Below are 23,931 nucleotides of genomic sequence, written 5' to 3' on the forward strand. Positions count from 1 at the left end.
GCTGGACCACCCAATTCTTTGTCGAATCCGACTCGTCAATCCTGTTGCCATGCTACAGATACTGGGTAAAACCGCCGAAAAGCGGTCGTTCGAGCAACTGCAGCGAAAGTCTGTTGCGTCCGCTGTGTCGCCATTCGCAGCAAGATGTACGGCGATCGGGCGGAAATAGGCTCCGAGCGACCTTGGCGGTCAATTAAGGGGATACGAAGTGGCCGTGCTAAAACAGCTTACTCTTCCCAGCAGCTAACAAGAACCGTGATGTTACTCGCTTGATCGGTCAGTTGTTCGGCAGGCAGCGCACCGTTTTTTGTGGTCGTTTCTGCAGAGATGCCCGCATTCGACAAGAATGCCTGAACCGTTTGTGCATCGGTGGCAAAACTGACACCTTTGGGCAGTTGTTTACCCGTTGTGAGTTGAGGCAATAGCATGCCGACGACGCCTCCTCCGGCATCTAGGACAGGCCCACCTGCGTCACCTTCAAGGGCGGCCAATGCTAGACGGTTGATATGGGTTTCACCATTCAGGCCTTTGACATCAGCCAGTTGGCCGAATGTCATCGTTGGTGCGCCCAAAACACCGCCGTAGGAATAGCCGGCGACAGCAATATCAGATTGTAGACGTGGCACATCTTGCTGGAACGCTGCATAGGCGCGCGGTGCGAGGGTCTCAGTCGGGCGCAGGGTTGCCAAACCCAGCTCAGCATCATGAGCGACAAGTTCTGCGGTGTAATCATTATCAATCGTCAGGCGGCTGCAGCCGTTGGAAAATTCGGCACTGGTCAGGACCGTGCCGCTGTCGTTGACATAAAAGCCAGAGCGGGAAAAGGCGGGCTTGCGAATTTTGAGGCCGGAAATCAGATCTATATTTTGCGCTTCTTCATAGCCTGCGGCAGGGTCAAGAATGCCGTCGATGCGTTTGAAGCTGTCTTGCATGATACCCAAAAGGCGGGCACGGCGTTCTTCATCGCCTGCGGGCCAGATCAAAGTGAACCCTTTGATCTCTCCGTCTTTAAGCCAGGCCTGCGTATGCGAGATTGCAAAGGCGCTTTCACCTATCAAGGTGAAGCTGTCTTTGTTCAAAGCGCGAGGCCCATCTCCGGGCACGATTTCCAGCGTTTGCATAATATCATATAGCCCGGACAAGGTGGTGCGGTCACCGGTCTGGCTGATCAGAAGAATGCGCGCGTCGATGTCACCTTTGGGGCCATAATGCGCAAAAGGTGGATCGTATTTCGTTAACTCTACCACTCCCAGAGGTAACTCAATCTCGATTCCGGTTTCTGTGTTCTGGACGGGTTGTAGATCAAGCCCCTCAAGTACGGCGTAATATTGGCCGAGCAGCTCAGCGCGTTGGCCGGTGGTCATGATACCTGTAGCATCATAGCCACTGGCCTCTTGCCAGCGGGCCATTGATCCACGGGTGCCCCGGCCAAAGGCCGCGTCGACAGTGCCGCCATAGAACCCGGCCCATTTCAACGCGGTTTGCAGCTCAGCGCGATCTTCGCGTGTCAGGCGTTGTTCCGCGACACGGGCCTGTGCCGGTGTTTCATCGGCTTGTTGCGGTTCCGGCAAGATGATCTCGGCGGTGTTATCTGGTAGTTGGGTGACGATACCAATCTCAGGGATGGGCTCGATCACCGGCTGGTTCAGCGCGTTCGACCCAACGGGCCAGAACTGGCGCTGATAATCTGAGCTGCGGGCAATGTAGCTGTCGCCCGGAATGACCCTATCGGCACGTAAACGGCGCAAGATCTGCTGAGCGTCATCCGCATCATAAGGGCCAAGCGCGATTCCATACCAGCCATTGCCAAGAGCAAAGCCATTAAGGTCCTGCAGTTGGGTGGCATAGGCGCGAATGCGTTCATTGGCTTTAAGTAGGCTGGGCTGCGCTTCGATCTGAATCCAAGACGGACCCTGTTGTGCCCATGCCAGCGGGATCGCAAGAAAGAGGGTCACCACAAAGGAAAATATAATACGCAACATGTTTGGGCCTTTGCCAGTGATTTGGATCTTAATGAACGGTCGTTGTGCTATTTGGGACCTTGTATCAAATCCACAGCTGGGTGCAGCAAAAATATACAGGAATTATAAAGGCCGTCGCAATTGACCCCCGGCACCTGCGGACGTAGGTAAGGGCGGCAATTTCACGGGCTATGCCTGAGTAAAAAAGGTAGCGGTAAATATGGCGGATAAAACCGGTAAACCTCGCAGTTTTCAGGAAATCATCCTGCGGCTTCAGAATTACTGGGCGCAGCAGGGCTGCGCGGTAATGCAGCCCTATGACATGGAGGTTGGTGCTGGCACCTTTCACCCGGCCACCACGCTGCGTTCTTTGGGGTCCAAGGCGTGGGCCGCGGCCTATGTGCAGCCGTCGCGCCGACCGACCGATGGGCGTTATGGTGAAAACCCGAACCGGATGCAGCACTATTACCAGTATCAAGTGCTGATCAAACCCAGCCCCCCCAATCTGCAGGCGCTTTATTTGGGTTCGCTTGAGGCAATTGGCGTGGATATGGACCTGCATGACATTCGCTTTGTCGAGGACGACTGGGAAAGCCCCACGTTGGGTGCATGGGGTCTGGGATGGGAGGTCTGGTGTGACGGCATGGAAGTCAGCCAGTTCACCTATTTCCAACAGGTTGGCGGGCATGACTGCCACCCGGTATCAGGCGAGTTGACCTATGGTCTGGAGCGTCTGGCGATGTATGTTTTGGGCGTTGATCACGTTATGGATATGCCGTTCAATGACCCTGATGCGCCGATCCAGCTGACCTATGGCGATGTATTTTGTCAAACCGAGCAGGAATACAGTCGCTGGAACTTTGACGTGGCCAACACCGAAGTGTTGCTGCGACACTTTGAAGAGGCTGAAGCCGAGTGCGAGGCTATCTTGTCGCAGGATTATGATGACCCCAAAACCGGCAAACGCATTATCATGGCGCACCCGGCCTATGACCAGTGCATCAAGGCCAGCCATATGTTCAACCTGCTGGATGCGCGCGGGGTGATTTCAGTTACTGAACGTCAGGCCTATATTGGCCGGGTGCGGGCACTGGCCAAGAAATGCGCCGATGCCTTTGTTCTGACCGAAGCCGGAGGCTATGCCTCGACATGACTGAAGACGTCCCCAAAGACCCTGATGCCGATCTCGCAGCGGAGCTTGCAAAATTGCAGGGCGACGTGAAAAAAATGAAGCGCCGCGAAAACCGTAATTTACGGCACGCGCGGGCGCATGGTTTTTTGGATGGCGTGCTGGCATTTCTCAAGCCTGGGGATATCGTTATTGATTGCGGTGCTAATGTTGGAGAGGTGTCAGAACAATTGTCGGCAACCGGAGCTGAGGTTCTGGCATTTGAACCCGATCCATACGCTTTTGGAAAGCTGCAGGCACGATTTGCCGATGCAAAAAATGTTAAGCTGTTTCAAAAAGCAGTGGCTGCATCTGACGGAACTGTTCAGCTTCGGCGGGCAAGTAATTTCGATCAAAATCCTGATGGGGGTTCTGTCAAAAGTACAATCGTGTCCGGAGGGCGGGGCATTAATGAATCCATGGATGAAAGCATCGCCGTCGAACAGGTGAACTTTGTGGCGTTGGTCAAAAGTTTAATCGCGGAACGCGGCGAGATCGCGTTGATCAAGATGGATATCGAAGGGGCTGAGCTGGAACTATTGGACGCAATGGACGAGGCTGGAGTGTTCGCGTCTGTGCGGTGCACGGTTGTCGAAACGCATGAGCGAAAATTTAAAGAAATGCGCCCGGGATTTCGCGATTTGCGCGCACGTTTTAGCGAGAAGTATTCCCACACTCATGTAAACTTGGACTGGATATGACTGGAAAAATCCTTGCAGCGGCGATTATGATCACGGCCTTTGTGGCCGGGGTATCGATGTATTACCTGCAGGTGTATCATTTTTATGAGCAGGTCGAGGCCAACGGCACGTCGGATGTGCAAATTGCAGCATTGTCGGATGGCGTGCCGCGGGCTGTGATTTATGATGCCTTTGAGGCTATTGATTCTAACAGCTCTCCGATCCGCTATCGCGCCTGTTTTACAACCGAGTTGACGCGGGCCGAACTGGAACAATCCTACATACCGTATCCAGAGGCCGTGCCTTTGACAGCGCCGGGCTGGTTCGATTGTTTCGATGCCAAGGCACTGGGTGCAGCGTTGGAGCAGGGACAGGCACAGGCCTATCTTGGGGTGAAAGATATCGAATACGGCATCGACCGGATCGTTGCCGTGCATGAAGACGGCCGTGGCTTTGTCTGGCATCAGATTAACCGCTGTGGCGAGATTGTCTTTGACGGCAACCGCGCGCCCGATGATTGCCCCAAGCCGCCCGCGGCCCTTGGGGGCAGTGATGGCTGACGCGATTGCCGTATCGAACTTTGCCACGTTTACATTGGGTATGCTGGTCTATTTTGCCGGGGCAGCGCTGACCCGCCGCCATGCGGTGCTGCGCGAATTTAACATCCCAGAGCCGGTGGTCGGGGGGATATTCGTTTCGCTGCTGATCTGGGGATTTTACCTGCTGACCGGCAAGGAGATCATTTTCGATTTGACCGTGCGTGACGGTCTGTTGGTCATGTTCTTTACCACCATCGGGTTGAATGCCCGGTTGTCCGAACTCAAACGTGGTGGCAAGGCGCTGGGTATCCTGTTGGTGCTGACGGTTCTTTACATTGTGGTGCAAAACGTGGTGGCCCGGTTTGGCACAAGCCTGTTTGGTTTGCCTGAGCAACTGTCGATCATGCTGGGATCAGCCGCCCTGATCGGTGGACACGGCACGGCGATTGCCTGGGGGCCCGAGTTATACGCTCAGTTCGGAATTGAGCAAGGCGCCGAGGTTGGTCTGGCCGCTGCCACTGTTGGGTTGATACTGGCCGCGCTGATTGGCGGGCCGATTGCGCGGTTCTTGATCAAACGGCATGATCTGAAGCCTGATAATGAGGATGCCGATCCGATTGTCGGGCTTGACTATGACGATGCGGGCAGCGTGTCGCTGAACTATGTGGGTTTCATGGTCACGTTGTTGACTATCAATATCACCATCTTTGCCGGGCTGTTCATCAATGAATTTATCGAAGACGCCGGTCTGAAACTGCCAAGTTTTGTGCCTTGTATGATCTTGGGCATCGCTGTGGCCAACCTTAAGCCGATCGTGTTGCCACGCACTCCTGCTGTGGCAGGCACCCCGATGCTGGCGCTGATCTCGGAATTCTCGCTGGCGGTGTTTTTGTCGATGTCACTGATGAGCCTGCAGCTCTGGACACTTGCCGATCTGGCTGGGCCGCTGTTTGTGGTGTTGGGCATACAGGCGATTGTGGCGGTGCTGTTTTGCATCTTTGTGCTGTTTCCGGCAATGGGCCGCAATTACCGCGCAGCGGTGTTGGGCGCGGGGTTTGGTGGTTTTGCACTGGGCGCGACGCCGACGGCGATTGCCAATATGACCTCGGTGACCAAACGCTATGGACCGTCACCGGTTGCCTTTCTGATCCTGCCGCTGGTATCAGCTTTCTTCGTTGATCTGGCAAATGCCGCGATCATCCAATTTTTTCTGTCTATCTAAAGGTGCAACATGCCTGATCTTCTCATTGAACTGTTTTCCGAGGAAATCCCGGCCCGCCTGCAAGGCCGCGCCTGTGAGGACCTGAAAAAGCGTATCACCGATGGCTTGGTTGAGGCCGGGCTGACCTATGCCGGGGCTGCGGCGTTTTCGACACCGCGGCGTTTGACCCTGACAGTGCAGGGCCTGCTGGCGGAAAGCCCAACCACCAAGGAAGAACGAAAAGGACCGCGCGTTGATGCGCCAGAAAAAGCCATCGAAGGTTTCTTGCGTGGGGCAGGGGTAAGCCGCGATGATCTGGACGTGCGCGACGAGAAAAAAGGCCAAGTCTATTTCGCCACCATTACCAAACCGGGACGTGCGGCGTCTGGGATCGTGGCCGAAGTGCTGGAAGACACCATTCGCAATTTCCCATGGGCCAAATCGATGCGCTGGGGCGCGGGCAGCCTGCGTTGGGTACGGCCCTTGCATTCGATCCTGTGCATTCTGACGGATGACGCGGGCGAGGCCAATGTTGTGCCGATGGATGTGGATGGGATTGCATCCAGTGACATGACTGAGGGTCACCGGTTTATGGGCAATGGGCGTTTTAGCGTCACGTCATTCGATGATTACCGCAGCAAATTGAAGGCCGCGCATGTGATGTTGGATACATCCGAGCGGGCCGAGGCGATCTGGCAGGAGGCCTCCAATCTGGCTTTTGCGCAGGGGCTTGAGATTGTTGATGACAAGGGCCTACTGGCCGAGGTTGCCGGGCTGGTCGAATGGCCGGTGCCGTTAATAGGTAACATTGATGATGAATTCTTGGGCCTGCCGCCAGAGGTGTTGCAGACCTCGATGAAGGAGCATCAAAAATTCTTCTCGGTCCGCAATCCGAAAACTGAGCGGATCGAAAAATTCATCACCGTGGCCAACCGGACCACGGCGGACAATGGCGCGACCATTCTGGCGGGTAACCAAAAGGTGCTGGCGGCGCGGTTGGCGGATGCGAAGTTCTTTTGGGAGAACGACATTCGCGTGGCGGAGGCCGGTGGCCAGCCATGGCTGGACTCGTTGGACAATGTGACCTTTCACAACAAGCTGGGATCGCAAGGTGAGCGCGTGGCGCGGATTGCGGCGCTGGCGAGGGAACTGGCCCCGGTTGTCGGCGCAGATGCCGATCTGGCCGAGGCGGCGGCGAAATGGGCCAAGGCCGATCTGTCGTCGGAAATGGTGTATGAATTCCCTGAACTGCAGGGCCTGATGGGCCGCTACTATGCCGCCCCCGCCGGACATGGGGCCGAGGTGGCAGATGCCGCGCAGGACCACTATTCGCCGCTTGGGCCATCCGATGATGTGCCCTCGGCGCCTGTATCCGTGGCCGTAGCACTGGCGGATAAGCTGGACACGCTGACCGGGTTCTGGGCGATTGACGAAAAACCCACCGGATCAAAGGATCCCTTTGCCCTGCGTCGTGCAGCCTTGGGTGTTATCCGGTTGGTGTTGGAGAATGATCTCAGGCTTGGGCTGAAGGAAAATTCAGCACAAGCAGCACAGGTTCTGTTGAAACTGGCCGAATGGCAAGCTGCACTGCTTGGGGCGAAAGCAGAGCAGAAAACGGCAACGGGCGAAGAGGCTGACGCTGCCGCAAAACGCGTGCACGATTTGGCGCATCAGGTTGAGGCGGCGACAGCACTGGTTGCCTCGTTGCCTGCTGATCTCCTCTCCTTCTTCCATGACCGTCTCAAGGTCTATCTTCGGGATCAGGGCATTCGGCATGATGTGATCGATGCCTGCCTTGCGATGCCGGGCAATGATGATCTGACGTTGTTGGTGAAACGGGCGGGGGCGCTGTCGGACTTCTTGAAAACCGATGACGGGGAAAACCTGTTGCAGGGGTATAAGCGCGCCAACAACATCCTGTCGCAGGCTGAAGAAAAGGATGGCGTTGAATATTCCTATGGTGCCGATCTGAAATACACGGAAGCCGAGGAAGAAAAGGCGTTGTTCAATGCATTGACTGCAGCCGAGGGTACCATTGCCACGGCGATGAAGGCGGAAGATTTCGCCGGGGCCATGGTGGGTATGGCCGCACTGCGTGCGCCCATCGATGCGTTTTTCGAGGCGGTACAGATCAATACGGACAATGATATCGTGCGCCGTAACCGTCTGAACATGCTCAACCAGATCCGCCAAATCTGTTTGCAGGCGGCGGATCTGACCAAGATCGAAGGTTAGGAAAACCGCGCTTTCCAGAGCGCGCAGCGTTTGGCGTCGCGCGCCTCGTAGGCCGTGATGGCCTGCGCAGGGGTGAGGGCGAAACTGTCTTCGCTGTCTTCGCCAAGCGCTGTCAGCAGCATCGAATACCACGCCGTCACACCGCCACGCGGCGGAGCGTCAAACACGGGAAATTCCGGATCTCCGCCCGCGTCGCTGAGCCATGAGTTGGCCAGATTGGGGTTGAGCGCCATGGAGCGCGCGAGGCTGACGGCATCGGTTTGACCGCTTTCAATTGCCTGCATGGCCTGATTGCGGGTTTCAAACCCGCCGGTGGTGGCGATGGGGATCGAGGTCAGGGTTTTGGCGTGTTCCGCGAAATTGATGAAGTATGGCCCGGTTGTGGAGACCCCATCCGAGCTGGAGGCCGCGCCGGGGAAATAGGTACCGCCGCTGATGTCGATGAGATCAATCGAGGTTTCATTGATGGCGCGGATCACTTGGAAGGCGTCCTCCTCGGTCAGCCCGCCGACAAGTTTGTCGGTGGAGTTGATCTTGATCCCGATGGGGAAGGCGGGGCCGACGGCGGTGCGGACCTCTTCGATCACCTCGTGAATGACGCGAAAGCGGTTGGCGACTGATCCGCCGTAGGCATCGCTGCGCTTGTTGAACAGGGGGGAGAGGAACTGGCTGAAGAGAAACCCGTGGCCTGCGTGGATTTGTACGCCGGTGAAACCGGCGCTTTGGGCAATCTTGGCGGCCTTGGCATAGGCGGCGGGCAGGGCATGGATGTCATCGAGTGACATGCCTTGGCTTTGCAGTCCTTCAACATCCAAAGGCGACGGCCCCATGGGCGTGCTGATTGGCCCATGCGACAGCGCCCCGGCATGGCCAAGCTGCGGCCAGATATGCGCGCCGTTCGTAGACCCGCGTTTGGCGAGGGCTTTGAGAGCTGTCATGTCGATGTCGGGCGTCAGCACAAGGTTGCCGGGCTTTTCGGGGTAAAGCGGTGAGGTTTGCACTTCGCCGATCAATGACAGCGCCGCGCCACCTTCGGCCCAGCGTTCATAAAGCCGGATCTGCGCCTCGGTCGGGTTGCCAGCGCCATCGCCAAGGGAATCGGACATGGAGGATTTGATCAGGCGATTTTTGAGGATCGCGCCGCTGGGCAATTCTAAGGGGCGATTGAGGATGGAGGCGTTCATTTTGTTCTCCTTTATATATTTCGATATCTCGATGTATGGGTTTATGTTTGCGTTATGATGGCTGTTTGGGCTTTGCTGTGTTGAAGGGTTAGAGGAGTTCTTTTTGGACCGCGTCGAAGAAGGCTTTGATATTGTCCTCATCCCGGCGGTAGAAAGTCCATTGGCCGTGACGTTCGGCGATGACAAAGCCGGCTTGTTTCAGCAGGCCCATGTAGTTCGAGATGGTGGACTGGGACAGGTTGGCCTTTTCCTGAATATAGCCGACGCAGACACCTTCGAGCCCTTCGTGTTCCGGCAGGGCGGGCGGGAAATTCGACCGGTCCTTGAGCCATTCCACGATCTTGCGGCGCACGGGATTGTTCAGCGCGGAGATTGATCTTTCTAAGTTCATATATTCAGATATCTCGATATAAGGGTTGATGTCAAGCTGTCATTGAATTGTCATGGTTTTTCTTGCCTTGTCGGGTCAGCTGGGTATGCTGCACTGACAGCAAGGGAGTGCCGCAGTGCAGCATTTTGACGAGCATACAACCCTGATCACCTCTGACGCGAAGATGTCGCCTGAGACCCACGGCGGGCGTGCGAAATGTCTGCAACGTCTGGTGCGGCTTGATTTGCCGGTGCCGGATGCTGTGGCGTTATCGTTTAAGGCCGTACATGGTATTGCCGCAGGTGAAATGCCGGATATGGCGCATATCCTGGCCCCCTTCGGCGATGCACCGATCTTATGCGTGCGTCCCTCGTCGGAGGACCCCGATTGGGGCGGTCCGGGGGCTGTGCTGAACATTGGCATGAATGAAGACCGCTATCGTGACCTGTCAGAAGAGATGGGCGAGGCGGCGGCGGCAACGCTTTATCTGCGATTTGTGCAATCTTATGCGATCAACGTGGAGCGGCTTGACCCTGATATGCTGGATGATGTGTCCTCGGACCCGGTTGAGGGGTTGCGTGAGGCATTGAATGCCTACGAGGAAGAGGCCGAAGAGCCGTTCCCGCAGGATCCTGCCGTGCAATTGAAGGCGGTGTTGCGCTCTATGGCGCGGGCTTGGGAGGGCACGACAGCGCGGTTGTTGCGGCAGGCCAAAGGTGCGCCAGCGGATGCAGGTTTGGGGCTTGTGGTGCAGGACATGATTTTTGGTCTGGGGCGTGGCGAATGCGGATCCGGCGTGATGCAGCTGGTCAACAGCGATACTGGTGTGGCCAAGATCACCGGGCGTTATCTGAGCCAAAGCCAGGGGCGCGATGCGCTGAGCCCGGGGGCAAAGTCTCTGTTTCTGGAGCGTGATGAGCGTGGGCCATCATTGGAAGAACTGGCGCCCGAGGCGTTTGCAGACCTCAAGGCGCATACGGCATTGATGCGGCACAGATTGCGCGAAGAAATGCAGGCTGAGTTCACCATTGAAAACGGTCAGGTCTACTTGTTGGACGGCGTGCGCGTTGCACGTACCGCGCGGGCTGCCGTGGCGATTGCCGTGGCATTGGCCGAAGACGGAATCATCCCACGCGAAGAGGCGTTGATGCGGGTTGAGCCGCGCGCCTTGAATGAATTGTTGCACCGGCAGGTGGATCCAGAAGCGCCGCGCGATATACTGGCGCGCGGCATTGCGGCCAGCCCGGGGGCGGCCAGTGGTAAGATCGTCTTTACCGCTAATGAGGCACAAGCTGCTGAGTCTCGTGGTGAGCCCAGCATTCTGGTGCGACGCGAAACCAGCCCCGAAGATATTCGCGGCATGCATGCTGCAGCAGCCATCTTGACCGAACGTGGTGGGATGACCAGCCACGCGGCGGTGATTGGGCGTGGCATTGGCCTGCCTTGTGTGGTGGGGGCGTCTGAGATCCGGTTTCAGACAAATAAGCGACAGCTGACTTTCCCGGATGGCACCGTCCTTAAGAGCGGTGATGTAATCACCGTTGATGGCACCAATGGCGAGGTCTCAGCAGGGACCGCGCTCATGTTGGAAACCGCGCGGGATGAGGCCCTGATCACTTTGATGGCCTGGGCCGATGAGGTGCGCGATATTGATGTGCGTGCCAATGCAGATACGCCTGCAGATGCCAAGGTGGCGCGTGGATTCAAGGCGCAGGGCATTGGCCTGTGTCGGACAGAACACATGTTTTTCGAACCCGAGCGCCTGACCGCGATGCGCGAGATGATCTTTGCTGATTCGAGTGAGGACCGCGCGGCAGCACTTGAAGTGATTTTGCCAATGCAGCGAGCTGATTTTGCAGATCTGTTCCGAATCATGCAAGGTCAGCCGGTTTGTATCCGGCTGTTTGACCCGCCATTACACGAGTTTCTGCCCACAGATCGGGCGGGGCATCGAGCGCTGGCCGAGGCACTGGATTTGCCACTATCGGATGTGACCCGTCGGGTCGAGGCCTTGGGTGAGTACAACCCGATGCTGGGCATGCGTGGCGTGCGGTTGGGCGTGACGGTGCCCGAGATCTACGAGATGCAGGCGCGCGCTATCTTTGAAGCGACAGTCGAGGCCAGCAAAGATGGTGCGGCAGTGGTGCCTGAGATTATGATCCCGCTTGTTTCAGCCCGTCGCGAGGTGGAATTGGTGCGGGCACGTGTCGAAGCGATTGCCGCCGCTGTGCGCAGTGAAACCGGCGAAGATTTCACCTATCGTCTGGGCGTGATGGTGGAAACGCCGCGCGCAGCACTGCGGGCGGATGATATCGCCTCTCAGGTATCATTCCTGAGTTTTGGGACCAATGACCTGACGCAGATGACTTACGGCTTGTCGCGCGATGATGCCGGGCGGTTCATGTCAGATTATGTACGTCAGGGCGTTTACCCCGAGGATCCGTTTCACCTGCTGGATACCGAAGGTGTTGGTGAGTTGCTGCGGATCGGGGCAGAACGGGGACGGAAGGTAAAGCCAGAAGTTACGTTGTCGATTTGCGGCGAACACGGCGGCAATCCCGAATCGATAGCCTTTTGTCGGGAAGTGGGATTTGACTACGTTTCCTGCTCGCCTTTCCGGGTTCCGGTGGCGCGACTCGCTGCCGCACAGCTGGCGATCAAAGATAAGATCGGTTAGGGAATCGCTCAATTATCGAAAGATACGGCAAAATTAAGGCTTATTCTGGGTTTATTGTTTCGCAACGGTAAACACTGAAGTCGAAAGACTCGACTCAAGCCCTTTCAATGATTATTTGGCCCGGATGTTTGCGGCGAAAGCCGTCTGGGATTGGGAATAGGATCATGCTTCGCTTTGGCGCAGTACTTGTCTTTTTATTGTCTGGTGCGGCTCATGCCGAAACCAGAGAAGGTCGTCCATACGATAACGCACGCAGTGTCATGCGCTCAGCTTTGGGGCAAGGGTGGGTCGATAATGTCCCCGCGCCCAAGGCGTCACCTGCGAACGTTGACGTGGAATACACCCGCAAATGGCTGGCTTCGCAACCGTCAGTCGACGGTGATGCCGAATGGGCTTGCCTGTCAGAGGCGCTATACTTTGAGGCGCGTGGTGAAAGTGCCAAAGGTCAGTTTGCCGTGGCCGAGGTGATTTTGAACCGGGTTGACAGCGCAAACTATCCAGACACGGTTTGTGGCGTGATCAATCAGGGCACCGGCAAGAAATACCAATGCCAGTTCACATATACCTGCGATGGCCACAAGGAAGTGATCCACGAGCCAAAGGCCTATACGCAAGTTGGCAAAGTGGCGGCATTGATGTTGGGTGGCTCAGAGCGTGTGTTGACCGAAGGGGCGACGCATTACCACACCAAGGCGGTCAACCCGCGTTGGGCGCGTACCTTCCCGCGTACAGCAACAATTGGAGTGCATCATTTTTATCGTCAGCCAACCCGGCTTTCGAAGAACTGAAACGAAACAAAAGGTCGCGAAAGTGCAGGATTTGCATAATCGCGGTTGACTCGAGCGTTGCTAAGAGTAAAAGGCAGCTTCAGAGAATTACACAGGTGGATCGACCACCTGCTGCAGGAGAATGAAAAATGGCTAAGCCGACGACAATCAAGATCCGTCTGAATTCGACCGCAGGCACGGGCCATTTCTATGTCACCAAGAAAAATGCTCGTACCATGACCGAAAAGATGGTTGTTCGTAAATACGACCCGGTTGTGCGCAAGCACGTCGAATACAAAGAAGGCAAGATCAAGTAAGATCTTTCCGATCTGGATTTTCAAAAGGCCGCTCCGATTGGGGCGGCTTTTTATTTTGGTGTTTTCGGTTTACGTGTCGTAGCACCGCTTCCGATGACCGGAATGAGCCCTTTCTGCCTGTATTCCGCTGTAACTAATCAAATGCTGAATATTCACAAGAAGGCGAGTTATGGATCAGGAAAATGGAACCGTCGGAAGATGATTCGCATGAGCCAGACCGGTCCCACAAAGATCAGGTTCGGATTTTGGAAAACCGAAGGAACGCGACCTTCAATCTTGTGCCCAAATAGTAGTGCAAACCAGCATGCAACAAACAGCGGCACCGCCCATTTCCAAGCCTGAATACCGAGAGTATTGTCAATGAAACTTATTAATAGCACGAACACGGCCACAACTGGCAAAAAAGCCAAGGCAATCCGTATAGATAGCCAGCCATAATAAATTAGCATTATCGCAAGAAATGGCCATAGCAGTGAGCCAATTGGTAATCGTAGTGATCCCGCCAATGCCATCAACGCAAATATGGCCAACGGCTCTGCTACCCAATGCACCGCGAGATTGAAAGGATGCTTGTGACTCAGTTCGTATTCATCCAGCAATGGACCAAGTTTATTCATTGGATAACACTCGAGCTCCATGGAATTGAACGCAAGGCCTAAGCAATTGCGTTCTAGATGTGTGTTTGCCCCGATTGTTGCATTGCGGCGAAAGGCAACAAAGTCCGCAGAGTGGACCTTAAGGCCAAGCATGCCTGAGGTCGACAAAGGGTAGGCCTGCGTTTCGTTTGGCGCGGGGTTGTGCCCTAAGCTGCGTATAGAATGAAAAAGCCCGCCAGAGATACTCTTGGCGGGCTTTGGAATTTGGAGAGCGTGTCGCGATTTATTCGCGGTTGCCGAACAGTTGCAGTAGGAACATGAACATGTTGATGAAGTCGAGATACAGGCTCAACGCGCCCATGATCGCGGCTTTGCCCAGCCATTCCTGATCGCCCGAATGGGCCATTTGCAGGTAAGTTGTCTTAATCTTTTGCGTGTCATAGGCGGTGAGGCCGGCAAAGATCAGGACACCGAGTACTGATATTGCGAATGTCAGCGCAGATGAGGCAATGAAGATATTGACGATGGAGGCAACGATCAGTCCGATAACACCCATGATCAGGAATGTACCAAAACCGCTCAGGTCTTTCTTAGTCGCGTAGCCATAGAGAGACAGGCCTGCAAAGGCGATCGAGGTGATCAGGAAAACCTGAACGATGGATTCGCCAGTGAAGACCAGAAAGATCGAGCTGATCGACAGGCCCATTACGGCTGCAAATACATAGAACACCAGCTGCGCTGTGGCGGCTGACATGCGGTTAATGCCTGCGCTGAAGCCAAATACAAAGATCAGCGGCGCAAACATGACCAGCCATTTAAGGGGTGACATGTACAGAGCTGAACCCAAAGAAGTTAGGTACTTGGTCGCGCTGATTTGCGCGACAGCAGCTGATGGATCCGTTGTGACCGCAAGACCTGAAATGGCCCATGCCGCAAGGAACGTGATCAGCATGCCTACGGACATTGTGCCGTAGACCTTGTTCATATGGGCGCGCAGCCCCTCATCAATCTGGGCGGTACGCGCGCCGGCCGTCGTCCGGATTGTGTCGAATTGAGCCATTAAAGCCTCCGATAAGTTAACTGGCGAAGCCCACGAGAGGGGCTTTGCCTACAATATCGGGTAGTCTGCGCTGTTTTTCAAGGCGTTCCCTGCACCAGATGGCGCAAAAGACTGTTTATGCTTTCCAGTGCGAGGGTACATCCCATGGTGCGCGGTTGGCCTCGGTCAGTGCGTCATGCCGTGACAGGCCTATGTCCCGCAGGCTGGCATCGTCCAGTTTCCGCAAGTTGCGGCGCTGACGATAGAGGGACATCAGCGCCTTGAAGCCGTGTGGATGAGACGGGATGGAGCAGGTTGTTGTGCGTGTTCTTGACAGAAGTTCCATTTATCTTCCCTTTCTCTACTGTGATGGTTTGGTGTGAAACCATCTTTAATGTTGATATATATGGAGGATCGGGATACATTTTGAAAATGAATGTTTGTTGTATTTATCATCAAGGAGATTGATGAATGAGAAATCTAGACATGACAACGCTCCGCTCATTTCTGACCGTTGCGGATCACGGTGGGGTCACCCGAGCGGCCACTGTATTGAACCTGACGCAGTCTGCAGTGTCGATGCAGCTGAAGCGATTAGAGGAGCTTCTGGATGTGGCGTTGCTTGACCGTAGCAACCGTACAATTGCATTGACCGCGGCCGGTGAGCAGTTGTTGGGGTACGCGCGTAAAATCATCCAGCTCAATGATGAGCTGGTCGGGCGCCTGACCGATGATCAGTATGAAGGTGAGCTGACGTTGGGGGTGCCGCATGACATTGTCTATCCGATGATCCCGCGGGTGTTGAAAATGTTCAACAGCGTTTTCCCAAGGGTAAAAGTGATTTTGCGCTCTTCAAGCACGATCAAACTACATGAGGGGCTGACAAAGGGCGAGGTTGACCTGATCCTGACCACGGAGGAGACCCCGCGCCAGGGCGGCGAGACACTGGCCGAAATCCCGCTGCGCTGGGCGGGAGCTGTTGATGGCCAGATCTGGAAGCAACGGCCTTTACGTGTGGCGTTTTGCAGTGTCTGCATTTTTCGTCCCATCGCCCTACGAAAGTTGAATGAGGCGGGAATTGAGTGGGAGCTGGCGTTGGAGGCGGATGAAGACAGGTCAGTTGAGGCGCTAATTAGTGCCGATTTGGCGGTAGGAGCACTACTGGAAAGCAGTATACCCCCGCATCAGATGGCGATCTCACATGGGGGTGCCTTGCCGGATCTTGGGATCCAACAAGTGAATATGTATCATGGCGCAAGTCGTGATCTTGCGCAGGAGCAGTTGGCGGATATGTTGCGGCAGGCCTATCGGGGTGGTGCCGCCCCAACGCTGGTCAGGGCAGGGTGACGACAACCTTTCCGGTGGACTTGCGCTGCCGCAGCAGGTCCAACGCCTCAGCGGCCTGATCTAATGGCCGTACATGGCTGATGTGTGGGCGCAGTTCCCCCTGTGCGTACCATTTGAACAGGGTACGCATGCTATTGGTTAGAACCTCGGGGCGGAATTTTAAATATCCGCCCCAGTAAAGCCCCAGAACGTCGACGTTTTTGACCAGCAGGTGATTGGCAGGGATTTGTGGAACATCGCCACTGGCAAAACCGATGGCCAATATCCGGGCCTCTGGGCGGCAGGCCCGAAAGGCAGCAGTGAATTGGTCGCCGCCTACTGGATCGTAAACCACATCGACACCGCCCAGTGATTTGCAAACCTCGCGAATGTCTTCGGTTGTGGCATCAATTAGATGATCCGCCCCGGCTTTACGTGCAATCTCAAGCTTATCTGCCCCGCGGGCGCAGGCGATGACACGCGCACCCATCCGTTTGCCAATCTCAACGGCGGTTAAGCCGACACCGCCAGCTGCACCCAAAACCAAAAGCGTTTCCCCGGGTTGCAGTCGCGCCTTATGGTCCAGCGCCACGTGGCTGGTGCCATAGGCAATTTGAAAAGCCGCGGCGTCGTTAAAGCTCATGTTGTCGGGCAGGGGGATGCAACGATCAGCTTGAAAACAGCCGTAATCAGCCAGGCCACCTTGGCCGGCAAACACGGCCACCCGCGTGCCAATGCTGGGGCCATCGGTCTCGGGGCCGAGGGCCTCGATCGTGCCGGAAATTTCCATGCCAAGTGTGAAGGGCGGTGCAGGGGTGTCTTGGTACTGTCCTTTGGCCATCAAAAGGTCGGCAAAGTTTAGACCACAAGCAGCGATCCGGACCAGAACCTGACCTTCGGTTGGTTGAGGAGTGGGCAAATTTTGGAGCGAGGGAATCGCCTCGAGTGATTCGATCTGAAAGGCGCGCATTCTTGACCTCTGCAAGGGAAGTGTTCCCAAAACGGGACCATGTCTGGGGAAGGATGTCAAAATACTGTTACCGAATTGAGGACAATAGTGCTAAAAAGGCGATATTTTCCATGCTCGTAGTGATTGTAATCCTGTATTTAGGACCCGCATTTCGGGAGCGATATTTCTTGAGTTTTAACGAATGAGTGGTAGATTTGGACTATGTTGCAGGGAGGCGCAACGGTAAATGAAACGTAATAGGGTCGCGAAGAAATACGTGAAACCCGATAACTAAAAATAGAAGAGGAACGTTATATGCCGCATCCGGTTGATGTACATGTAGGGAAGCGTGTTCGACACCGTCGCTGGTTGGTTGGTATGACCCAACAGCAATTGGCGGAAAGTGTTGGTATTAAGTTTCAGCAAATTCAAAAATACGAAACCGGTGCCAATAGGGTCAGCGCATCTCGTCTTTGGGATATTGCAGATGCGCTTGATGTTGATGTGAGCTTCTTTTTTGAGGGCTTGGATGTCGAAGAGAAAGCAGCTGGGTCGGGCTCTGTTCCTGCGGATCTGCTTGGCGATAAAGAAGCTCTGGAATTGGTGCGGTCCTACTATGCCATTCCCGAAAACCAACGCCGTCGCCTGTTCGATTTGGCGCGGGTTCTAAGCGACGTCGCTTGAGGCAACGCTAAAACCGTTCTACTGAGGGCTTAGGCGCAATCAGGGGGCGGACATGGATAATGATATCATCATTAAAACAGCACACGCGATGGCAGATGCCGCGCGTGTTGCTGTTTTACCGTATTTTCGCGCCGCCAATCTTGATGCAGAAGATAAAGGTGTTTCCGGCTTTGACCCGGTCACACAGGCGGATCGCGCAGCAGAGCGTGCAATGCGTGATCTTCTGGCCGACACCTGCGCGCAAGATGGTATCTTAGGCGAGGAGTATGGCAACAAATCCTCGGAAAGTGGACTGACCTGGGTGTTGGACCCAATTGACGGCACCCGCAGCTTTATTGCTGGCGCGCCGACATGGGGTGTGTTGATTGCCGTCGCCGATGAGACTGGGCCAATTTATGGGCTGATCGATCAGCCCTACATTGGCGAGCGGTTCGAGGGCGGCTTTGGTCGATCCACGATGACTGGGCCGCAAGGCACGCGCCCGCTCAAGACGCGAGGTAGTCGCCCACTGGTGCAATCGATGTTGTTCAGCACCTATCCTGACTTGACCGATCCCACAGAGACGGCCGCATTCAATGAGGTCGCGGCACAGGTTCAGCTGACTCGTTTCGGACTGGATTGCTACGCCTATGCGATGATTGCTTCAGGCCAGATTGACCTGGTGATTGAAAGCGGATTGCAGCCTTATGACATTCAGGCCCCGATTGCGGTGATTGAGGCCGCAGGCGGCATCGTTACTGACTGGCAGGGGGGCAAGGCGCATAACGGTGGCCGCGCTGTTGCGGCTGCGGGGGCAGAACAGCACGAGGCAGCGCTGGAGATTTTGTCGAAGTATTGATCCCCTAGCTCTTTGTTAGATCAATCGCCTTTGGTGTTTTAGCTAGGTCTAGTACGAAGTGCTTGCCGTCTTCAGTGAGCAAGACCGGAACGGCCTCCATGTTCCGTGGAGTGGGCCCTTTGCGAAAGCGCCCAGCCATGTCGTAATGGGAGCCACAACACGGGCAGAAAAAGCCGTCATATTCACCTGTCTTTGTTAGGGCAACGCAGTCACCTTTGGGACATAGCACCCAAACCGCCAGCCACCTGTGACCGTTTGTTCGTAGCGTGTCGTAGGCTGGTAGGCCGGGTTGTTTTGCCGCCATTCGTAATCTTTTATCGGGCCATTCTGCATAATTGTCTTGGGCAAGTGCCTCAGAAATCTGTCGGTTGGAACGGTGCCAGATGTAGAGCGCTTTGCCATCAACTTTCAAAAGATTGACTTCGCCTTGTGCGAAATCATCAACCGCGTAGAATCTTTCACGCCGCGTCCGGCGCGCGACGACATCAGCAGTCTGGCCTGTCGCCCTAAATTAGGCAGCACAGGAATAAAGCGAACCAACTGCCATGGTGAGGCCAGTTAAGATGTACAGAAAGTTTCGGCGTTGCATTTTTAACCTGAAGCTTTGGTAACGATTTCAGCTTCAGGTTAATGTGCTGTACTGTAAGTCTCAATCTAGAGGTATAATGATTATCGTCTGATTAAGTGGTTTTGTCGCGGTTTTGCGGCAGCAGGAAGATCGAAGTGGTCAACAGGCTAAAGACCAGCTCATAGACTTCCCATTTGCGCGATACATCGATGGCCGCGATGATCAGGCTGGCAGCAATGGCAAAAAACGTGTGGCGCATACCCGGTACGGGGATGGCAAAGCGATCACACAGATTACGGATCTTTTCGACGCGAGTATATACAAACGGCAGAACTGCCAAATACAGCAAGATCACGGTGGTCAAGACTGAGCCGAACAGCGTTTTAGCCAGATGAAAGTCGCCAAAGGGTGTCGGGATGATCATGTTATGCAGGTTGGTTTCGTCCTGCTTGTTGTTATCTTGGAAAAACTCGCCAGATTCCCATCCGATGATCCGTTGGCCCCATGAGATTTCTTCGCCCGCTGCCATGAAGAACATGAAGGCATAAAAGGCTGTGAGCCCGGCAGCGAAGAGGCGTTTTTTGACTGACAGGCTGGCGGCATTCTTGATCAACACAAAAGAAGAGATCAGCAAAAACACAGCTGTGCCATATTCAACCAGCTTGTCTTCGGCGGCGAAGGTCAGGCTGAAATAGTCTTTATCCCAAAAATAGACACCAACAGTGGCAATCAATGTCACCACAATCAGCCCCATCAGGGCGCGGTCAATTTTAACGAGGTTTGTCATGGGATGTGTCCAGATCTTTGCAACGATTTCGACGAGATAAGTAAGAGTGCCTCGTGTATCAAGCGTTGTGGGCCAAATTGTGCTTTCGGGTGGCAGAAATGACAAACCCCCGAAGCATCTGCCCGGGGGTCGTCTATCTTTTGTGTTGGTCGAAACCAAGAAAACTAAAGAGCTGCTTAGAGCATCCCTTCGCGTTGAGCTTTCTTACGTGCCAATTTACGGGCACGACGGATAGCTTCTGCTTTCTCGCGCGCTTTTTTCTCGGACGGTTTTTCGAAATGTTGCTTAAGCTTCATCTCGCGAAACACACCCTCGCGCTGCAGTTTCTTCTTCAGGGCACGAAGCGCCTGATCGACGTTATTGTCGCGAACACTAACCTGCATGTGGTTTTCACCACCTTTCTAAGTTGGATTTGCAATGAATTGCAGGAACTCCGCTCTATACCAAGGCAATTAGGGCTTGTCCAGCGCCGGTTGTGGTGCCCGCAGGTAAGATGGACTTTGCCTCAAGCAGGCAGGACGCGCTTCCGGCAGAGTATTCTGCCAAGCAGGGGGTGAGGATTTTCTGTGCAGACTGTAGGTCTGCCATTGTACCACGTTAGAGGATGGGCCTAGAATGATTTAACACGTCAGGAGGCCGGATATGACAATAGAATCAGACCTGAAGGCGCAGTTTCTTGCCGCGGCCATATCGCATGTTCCGTTTGACGGATGGAGTACTGCCACATTCGAGGCTGCTTGTGGGGATATCGAGTTGGATCTTAATGAAGCACGCGGGATGTATCCACGCGGTGCGGTTGAACTGGCGCTGGCTTATCATGATGCGGGTGACCTTACGATGCTAGCGCGACTTGAGAAGGAAGACCTGAGCGAGATGCGGTTTCGCGACCGGATTGCAGCAGCGGTACAATACCGCCTGGAAGTGGTTGAAGACAAAGAGCTGGTACGTCGCGGCATGACGCTATTTTCCCTGCCGCAATATGCGGGGGATGGAGCGCAGGCGCTGTGGCGTACATGTGATCGGATCTGGACTGCGCTTGGTGATACCTCTGATGATATCAATTGGTACAGCAAGCGTGCGACCCTGTCGGGGGTGTACGGTGCGGTGGTGCTTTATTGGTTGGGGGATGAAAGCGACGACCATGTCAAGACGTGGGAATTTCTGGATCGCCGCATTGATGATGTGATGCAGATCGAAAAATTAAAAGCCAAAGCCCGCGAGAGTAAGTTGATTTCCAGTGTTCTGGCCGGACCACTGGCGATTTTGGGCAAGGTAAAGGCCCCAACAACGGAGCATCAGGCTGGTATGCCTGGGCGTTGGAATGGGCCGAGCTGAGGAGAATAGAATGAGCAAGGTAATGCAGGCGGTTGAGATCACCACGCCGGGTGGGCCGGAGGTATTGGCACTGACAGAACGTCCGATGCCACAGGCCGGGCATGGCGAGGTGGTGATCCGGGTCATTTGGGCCGGCGTCAACCGCCCAGATGCGTTGCAACGTGCGGGGCTTTATGCGCCGCCGCCGACGGCCAGTGATTTGCCGGGGCTGGAAGCCTCGGGCGAGATTGTCGAAGTGGGGGCAGGTGTGAGTGACTGGTCGGTAGGTGATCAGGTCTGTGCTCTGTTACCAGGCGGTGGCTATGCCGAATATGTTGCCACGCCGGCCGCGCATTGCTTGCCTGTTCCTGAGGGTTTGAGCTTGAAGCAAGCGGCCTGCCTGCCTGAGACGTTTTTTACCGTCTGGTCTAATGTTTTCGGCCGAGGTGGCTTGCAGGCAGGTGAGCGGTTTTTGGTACATGGTGGATCGTCTGGTATCGGCACGACGGCGATTCAATTGGCGAATGCTTTTGGGGCGCGGGTGTTTGCCACCGCCGGATCCGACGAGAAATGTAAAGCCTGTGTTGATTTGGGCGCAGAGCGTGCGATCAATTACCGGGATGAGGATTTCGTTGAGGTTTTGAAAGCTGAAGGTCGGGCAAACCTGATTTTGGATATGGTTGGGGGCAGTTACCTGCCACGCAACGTCAAGGCCTTGGCGGACGAAGGGCGTTTGGTGCAGATCGCGTTTTTGCAGGGGCCGAAAGTGGAGCTGAACTTTGCCCAGATTATGTTGAGACGGCTGACAATTACTGGCAGCACACTGCGCCCGCAAAGTGATCTGGTGAAGGCTCGGATTGCTGAGGACCTGCGTGCACAGGTTTGGCCGCTGATTGCTGCTGGTAAAGTTGCCCCGGTGATGGATTCGGAATTCCAATTGGCCGAGGCTTCCGCGGCACACGCCCGCATGGAAAGCAGCGGCCACATTGGCAAAATCGTGTTGAAAGTGGCCTGATCCGGTGAGTGTGGTGCCTTATACTCTAACTGCGTTGGTGGTGTTGAGCCTGACATTGAGCGGCTGGGCGATCTGGCGGGATCGTGCGCCGGTATGGAGGTTTGCCATGCCGCCCACGGCTGTCGCCGAAGATGTGCCAGTGTTTGAACAGGTGTTGAATTACACCGCCGCCGAGGGGCAAGCGCATTCGCCGGGGATTGTTCTGGGCGAGGATGGGTTTTCGGTTCTGTGGTTCGAGGGCTCGCAAGAGGCACAGGCGGATGTGGATATCCACGGCGTTCAGGTCCAGCAGATTAATGGTGCATGGCAGGCAAGCGCCCCAGAACCGGTTGTGACCCGGCAAAATCTGGCAGCGGCGTTTGAGCCGGGGCAGATTGTTGTCACGCTAGGTAATGTCATTGAAAATGAGGCCGCGCGAGATGCGCTTTATGTGACCGCAGTGTCTGTGGGCGGTTGGGCGATGGCTTCGATTGCAGATGTGCGGATGAAGGACGGCGTGCCGGAAAAGGCGCATAAACTGAACCTGTCGCCGGTTTTGAACCGCTCCTTTCTGGTGAAATCGCCCACGGTCGAGATGGCCGATGGCGGTCAGGCTTTGCCAGCGTACTTTGAAATGGGGGCAACCTATGGATCGTTCATCAGGACGGGCGCAGATGGCCGGGTGCGCGATCAGCGGCGGATGGCAGGGCGTGGAACCAAGCCGATTCAGCCCATGGTGGTGCCGCTAAGCGATACCCGTGCTGTGGCTTTTTTGCGTGATTTTGAGCGCAGCAATGTCGTGTTGTTAAGCCGAACCGAGGATGGCGGGCAAAGTTGGTCTTTGGCTGAGAAAACTGAGATTTTTAACCCTAGTGCTCCGGTGGCAGCCCTGTCTGTAGGAGAGGGAGAAATCTTAGCTGTAATGAATGGCAACCCAGAGCATGGCAACCGGTTGCAAATGATGTTGTCGCAAGACGAGGGACGCAGTTGGCGTGTGATTCATGAGTTAGACAGTGGAGAAGGGGCTGCGCGCTATCCGATGCTGCGGCGCTTGCCGGACGGCGAAATCGCGCTGGCTTTTTCCCATTACGATAAACGCGGTGTGCAGCTTTATATCTTTAATCAAGCCTGGGTGAATGCGCGATGACTGGTGCTGTGACGTATTTATGGATGGCAATCTTGCTGGGCTGGGTCGGGTTTGTAACCCTCAACCTCATGACTGATGCGCAGATGGCGGCACTGATGGGTCTGGCCTTTGGGGCGTCCTGTGTCGTGATGTTGCGCGATACTATTGCCTTGCGAGGGCTGGTGGCCGTGTTGGAGCCGGTGGGGGTGATTTTACCGATATTGGTGCTGCGCCATCTGGCAAGCAAGTTCGGTGTTGAGATCGCACCGCTGAGTTCGATCGAGCTATTGGCATTTTTGGCGTTGTATATCGCATTTTTACTGACGGCATTTGATGTGATCCCGTTTGAGGCTTACAGATTTGGCTATGCTCCGGTACCAGTGGCGGTGATGGTGTTGCTGGCCTGCGCTTATGGCGCAGTGACAGGCAATCTATTGGTGCCACTGGTGGCCGTCGTTGGTCAGTTGCTGTGGGTCTTGGGCTGGGGTAGCAGCAATTGGTTTGATCATGTAACGCATGTGCTTTTGGTGCCGATCGTGTGTGTCACACTGGTGGGGCGGTTGTTTTAGGTTTTGCGCCGCACTGACGTGTTGCTCGGTGGTAGAGAGCTT

24 protein-coding genes are annotated in these 23,931 nt (G+C 55.2%); 15 read left to right on the forward strand and 9 right to left on the reverse strand.

Annotation, left to right across the window (positions count from 1 at the left end):
• Positions 1-227 precede the first annotated feature (227 nt).
• Positions 228-1,982, reverse strand: a complete 1,755-nt coding sequence (locus D9A02_RS03790; RefSeq protein ID WP_120499634.1) for a serine protease — start codon at positions 1,980-1,982, stop codon at positions 228-230.
• A gap of 199 nt (positions 1,983-2,181) precedes the next feature.
• On the opposite strand from D9A02_RS03790, the gene D9A02_RS03795 reads away from it, so the two are divergent.
• From D9A02_RS03795 to glyS, 5 genes are read left to right on the forward strand one after another with little or no spacing between them, the layout of a single operon-like run.
• Positions 2,182-3,114, forward strand: a complete 933-nt coding sequence (locus D9A02_RS03795) for a glycine--tRNA ligase subunit alpha (protein ID WP_120499635.1) — start codon at positions 2,182-2,184, stop codon at positions 3,112-3,114.
• Positions 3,111-3,830 (forward strand): FkbM family methyltransferase, encoded by a 720-nt coding sequence (locus D9A02_RS03800; protein ID WP_120499636.1) that lies wholly within the window; start codon positions 3,111-3,113, stop codon positions 3,828-3,830. Before D9A02_RS03795 ends, D9A02_RS03800 begins: the two co-directional genes overlap by 4 nt.
• Positions 3,827-4,369, forward strand: a complete 543-nt coding sequence (locus D9A02_RS03805; RefSeq protein ID WP_120499637.1) for a DUF6446 family protein — start codon at positions 3,827-3,829, stop codon at positions 4,367-4,369. The genes D9A02_RS03800 and D9A02_RS03805 overlap by 4 nt, the downstream gene beginning before the upstream one ends.
• The gene (gene gltS / locus D9A02_RS03810; RefSeq protein ID WP_120499638.1) at positions 4,362-5,570 is read left to right on the forward strand and encodes a sodium/glutamate symporter; all 1,209 of its coding nucleotides are present in this window, start codon (positions 4,362-4,364) and stop codon (positions 5,568-5,570) included. Before D9A02_RS03805 ends, gltS begins: the two co-directional genes overlap by 8 nt.
• Positions 5,571-5,579: 9 nt before the next feature.
• Positions 5,580-7,784, forward strand: a complete 2,205-nt coding sequence (glyS, locus tag D9A02_RS03815) for a glycine--tRNA ligase subunit beta (RefSeq protein ID WP_120499639.1) — start codon at positions 5,580-5,582, stop codon at positions 7,782-7,784.
• Here glyS and D9A02_RS03820 read toward each other — a convergent pair.
• Positions 7,781-8,968 carry an oxidoreductase gene (locus D9A02_RS03820; RefSeq protein ID WP_120499640.1) on the reverse strand — a complete coding sequence of 396 codons (1,188 nt, stop codon included), beginning with the start codon at positions 8,966-8,968 and terminating at the stop codon, positions 7,781-7,783. The two genes, glyS and D9A02_RS03820, sit on opposite strands and share 4 nt — an antisense overlap.
• An 88-nt stretch (positions 8,969-9,056) precedes the next feature.
• Positions 9,057-9,359 (reverse strand): helix-turn-helix transcriptional regulator, encoded by a 303-nt coding sequence (locus D9A02_RS03825; RefSeq protein ID WP_120499641.1) that lies wholly within the window; start codon positions 9,357-9,359, stop codon positions 9,057-9,059.
• A gap of 163 nt (positions 9,360-9,522) precedes the next feature.
• On the opposite strand from D9A02_RS03825, the gene D9A02_RS03830 reads away from it, so the two are divergent.
• From D9A02_RS03830 to rpmG, 3 genes are all read left to right on the forward strand, one after another.
• Complete coding sequence (locus D9A02_RS03830) at positions 9,523-12,015, forward strand: putative PEP-binding protein (protein ID WP_174232024.1); 2,493 nt, start codon at positions 9,523-9,525, stop codon at positions 12,013-12,015.
• Between the two features lie 164 nt (positions 12,016-12,179).
• Positions 12,180-12,803 (forward strand): cell wall hydrolase, encoded by a 624-nt coding sequence (locus tag D9A02_RS03835; RefSeq protein WP_120499643.1) that lies wholly within the window; start codon positions 12,180-12,182, stop codon positions 12,801-12,803.
• Positions 12,804-12,931: 128 nt separating this feature from the next.
• Entirely contained in the window at positions 12,932-13,099 is a 168-nt protein-coding gene (gene rpmG, locus D9A02_RS03840) for a 50S ribosomal protein L33 (RefSeq protein ID WP_007814563.1), read from the forward strand.
• Between the two features lie 167 nt (positions 13,100-13,266).
• Here the strand turns inward: rpmG and D9A02_RS03845 are convergent, their stop codons facing one another.
• The 3 genes from D9A02_RS03845 to D9A02_RS03855 all read right to left on the reverse strand — a co-directional run bounded on the left by D9A02_RS03845 (position 13,267) and on the right by D9A02_RS03855 (position 15,080).
• Entirely contained in the window at positions 13,267-13,716 is a 450-nt protein-coding gene (locus tag D9A02_RS03845) for an Mpo1-like protein (protein ID WP_162932958.1), read from the reverse strand.
• 262 nt (positions 13,717-13,978) lie between these two features.
• The gene (locus D9A02_RS03850) at positions 13,979-14,755 is read right to left on the reverse strand and encodes a Bax inhibitor-1/YccA family protein (RefSeq protein WP_120499645.1); all 777 of its coding nucleotides are present in this window, start codon (positions 14,753-14,755) and stop codon (positions 13,979-13,981) included.
• Between the two features lie 115 nt (positions 14,756-14,870).
• Positions 14,871-15,080 (reverse strand): DUF1127 domain-containing protein, encoded by a 210-nt coding sequence (locus tag D9A02_RS03855; protein WP_120499646.1) that lies wholly within the window; start codon positions 15,078-15,080, stop codon positions 14,871-14,873.
• Positions 15,081-15,205: 125 nt separating this feature from the next.
• On the opposite strand from D9A02_RS03855, the gene D9A02_RS03860 reads away from it, so the two are divergent.
• Positions 15,206-16,081: a LysR family transcriptional regulator gene (locus D9A02_RS03860; protein WP_120499647.1), complete on the forward strand. Its 876-nt coding sequence runs from the start codon at positions 15,206-15,208 to the stop codon at positions 16,079-16,081.
• Here the strand turns inward: D9A02_RS03860 and D9A02_RS03865 are convergent.
• Positions 16,068-17,030, reverse strand: coding sequence for an NADPH:quinone oxidoreductase family protein (locus D9A02_RS03865; protein ID WP_120499648.1), 963 nt, complete (start codon positions 17,028-17,030; stop codon positions 16,068-16,070). The genes D9A02_RS03860 and D9A02_RS03865 overlap by 14 nt on opposite strands.
• A 294-nt stretch (positions 17,031-17,324) precedes the next feature.
• Here D9A02_RS03865 and D9A02_RS03870 point away from each other — a divergent pair, with 294 nt between their 5' ends.
• Entirely contained in the window at positions 17,325-17,693 is a 369-nt protein-coding gene (locus D9A02_RS03870; RefSeq protein WP_120499649.1) for a helix-turn-helix domain-containing protein, read from the forward strand.
• A gap of 52 nt (positions 17,694-17,745) precedes the next feature.
• Complete coding sequence (locus tag D9A02_RS03875; RefSeq protein ID WP_120499650.1) at positions 17,746-18,531, forward strand: inositol monophosphatase family protein; 786 nt, start codon at positions 17,746-17,748, stop codon at positions 18,529-18,531.
• Between the two features lie 680 nt (positions 18,532-19,211).
• Here the strand turns inward: D9A02_RS03875 and D9A02_RS03885 are convergent.
• Positions 19,212-19,886 carry a hypothetical protein gene (locus D9A02_RS03885; protein WP_120499652.1) on the reverse strand — a complete coding sequence of 225 codons (675 nt, stop codon included), beginning with the start codon at positions 19,884-19,886 and terminating at the stop codon, positions 19,212-19,214.
• Between the two features lie 176 nt (positions 19,887-20,062).
• Positions 20,063-20,269: a 30S ribosomal protein S21 gene (gene rpsU, locus D9A02_RS03890; RefSeq protein ID WP_008207378.1), complete on the reverse strand. Its 207-nt coding sequence runs from the start codon at positions 20,267-20,269 to the stop codon at positions 20,063-20,065.
• A 259-nt stretch (positions 20,270-20,528) separates the two neighbouring features.
• On the opposite strand from rpsU, the gene D9A02_RS03895 reads away from it, so the two are divergent.
• The 4 genes from D9A02_RS03895 to D9A02_RS03910 are packed head-to-tail and all read left to right on the forward strand — an operon-like array spanning position 20,529 to position 23,889.
• The gene (locus D9A02_RS03895; protein WP_120499653.1) at positions 20,529-21,221 is read left to right on the forward strand and encodes a COQ9 family protein; all 693 of its coding nucleotides are present in this window, start codon (positions 20,529-20,531) and stop codon (positions 21,219-21,221) included.
• 10 nt (positions 21,222-21,231) lie between these two features.
• Positions 21,232-22,215 carry an NAD(P)H-quinone oxidoreductase gene (locus D9A02_RS03900; protein ID WP_120499654.1) on the forward strand — a complete coding sequence of 328 codons (984 nt, stop codon included), beginning with the start codon at positions 21,232-21,234 and terminating at the stop codon, positions 22,213-22,215.
• A gap of 13 nt (positions 22,216-22,228) precedes the next feature.
• Positions 22,229-23,341: an exo-alpha-sialidase gene (locus D9A02_RS03905; RefSeq protein ID WP_162932959.1), complete on the forward strand. Its 1,113-nt coding sequence runs from the start codon at positions 22,229-22,231 to the stop codon at positions 23,339-23,341.
• Positions 23,338-23,889, forward strand: coding sequence for a hypothetical protein (locus D9A02_RS03910; RefSeq protein ID WP_120499656.1), 552 nt, complete (start codon positions 23,338-23,340; stop codon positions 23,887-23,889). Before D9A02_RS03905 ends, D9A02_RS03910 begins: the two co-directional genes overlap by 4 nt.
• Positions 23,890-23,931 lie beyond the last annotated feature (42 nt).

Origin of the sequence: Roseovarius sp. EL26, assembly GCF_900327775.1 — a bacterium.
Taxonomy (GTDB): domain Bacteria; phylum Pseudomonadota; class Alphaproteobacteria; order Rhodobacterales; family Rhodobacteraceae; genus Roseovarius.

Coding starts and splice junctions, on each gene's coding strand:
- D9A02_RS03800 (WP_120499636.1), top strand. CDS start 3,111: ATGACTGAAGACGTCCCCAAAGACCCTGATGCCGATCTCGCAGCGGAG.
- D9A02_RS03790 (WP_120499634.1), bottom strand. CDS start 1,982: ATGTTGCGTATTATATTTTCCTTTGTGGTGACCCTCTTTCTTGCGATC.
- D9A02_RS03825 (WP_120499641.1), bottom strand. CDS start 9,359: ATGAACTTAGAAAGATCAATCTCCGCGCTGAACAATCCCGTGCGCCGC.
- gltS (WP_120499638.1), top strand. CDS start 4,362: ATGGCTGACGCGATTGCCGTATCGAACTTTGCCACGTTTACATTGGGT.
- D9A02_RS03850 (WP_120499645.1), bottom strand. CDS start 14,755: ATGGCTCAATTCGACACAATCCGGACGACGGCCGGCGCGCGTACCGCC.
- rpmG (WP_007814563.1), top strand. CDS start 12,932: ATGGCTAAGCCGACGACAATCAAGATCCGTCTGAATTCGACCGCAGGC.
- glyS (WP_120499639.1), top strand. CDS start 5,580: ATGCCTGATCTTCTCATTGAACTGTTTTCCGAGGAAATCCCGGCCCGC.
- D9A02_RS03855 (WP_120499646.1), bottom strand. CDS start 15,080: ATGGAACTTCTGTCAAGAACACGCACAACAACCTGCTCCATCCCGTCT.
- rpsU (WP_008207378.1), bottom strand. CDS start 20,269: ATGCAGGTTAGTGTTCGCGACAATAACGTCGATCAGGCGCTTCGTGCC.
- D9A02_RS03870 (WP_120499649.1), top strand. CDS start 17,325: ATGCCGCATCCGGTTGATGTACATGTAGGGAAGCGTGTTCGACACCGT.
- D9A02_RS03865 (WP_120499648.1), bottom strand. CDS start 17,030: ATGCGCGCCTTTCAGATCGAATCACTCGAGGCGATTCCCTCGCTCCAA.
- D9A02_RS03875 (WP_120499650.1), top strand. CDS start 17,746: ATGGATAATGATATCATCATTAAAACAGCACACGCGATGGCAGATGCC.
- D9A02_RS03910 (WP_120499656.1), top strand. CDS start 23,338: ATGACTGGTGCTGTGACGTATTTATGGATGGCAATCTTGCTGGGCTGG.
- D9A02_RS03830 (WP_174232024.1), top strand. CDS start 9,523: ATGTCGCCTGAGACCCACGGCGGGCGTGCGAAATGTCTGCAACGTCTG.
- D9A02_RS03900 (WP_120499654.1), top strand. CDS start 21,232: ATGAGCAAGGTAATGCAGGCGGTTGAGATCACCACGCCGGGTGGGCCG.
- D9A02_RS03795 (WP_120499635.1), top strand. CDS start 2,182: ATGGCGGATAAAACCGGTAAACCTCGCAGTTTTCAGGAAATCATCCTG.
- D9A02_RS03845 (WP_162932958.1), bottom strand. CDS start 13,716: ATGAATAAACTTGGTCCATTGCTGGATGAATACGAACTGAGTCACAAG.
- D9A02_RS03895 (WP_120499653.1), top strand. CDS start 20,529: ATGACAATAGAATCAGACCTGAAGGCGCAGTTTCTTGCCGCGGCCATA.
- D9A02_RS03820 (WP_120499640.1), bottom strand. CDS start 8,968: ATGAACGCCTCCATCCTCAATCGCCCCTTAGAATTGCCCAGCGGCGCG.
- D9A02_RS03860 (WP_120499647.1), top strand. CDS start 15,206: ATGAGAAATCTAGACATGACAACGCTCCGCTCATTTCTGACCGTTGCG.
- D9A02_RS03805 (WP_120499637.1), top strand. CDS start 3,827: ATGACTGGAAAAATCCTTGCAGCGGCGATTATGATCACGGCCTTTGTG.
- D9A02_RS03835 (WP_120499643.1), top strand. CDS start 12,180: ATGCTTCGCTTTGGCGCAGTACTTGTCTTTTTATTGTCTGGTGCGGCT.
- D9A02_RS03885 (WP_120499652.1), bottom strand. CDS start 19,886: ATGACAAACCTCGTTAAAATTGACCGCGCCCTGATGGGGCTGATTGTG.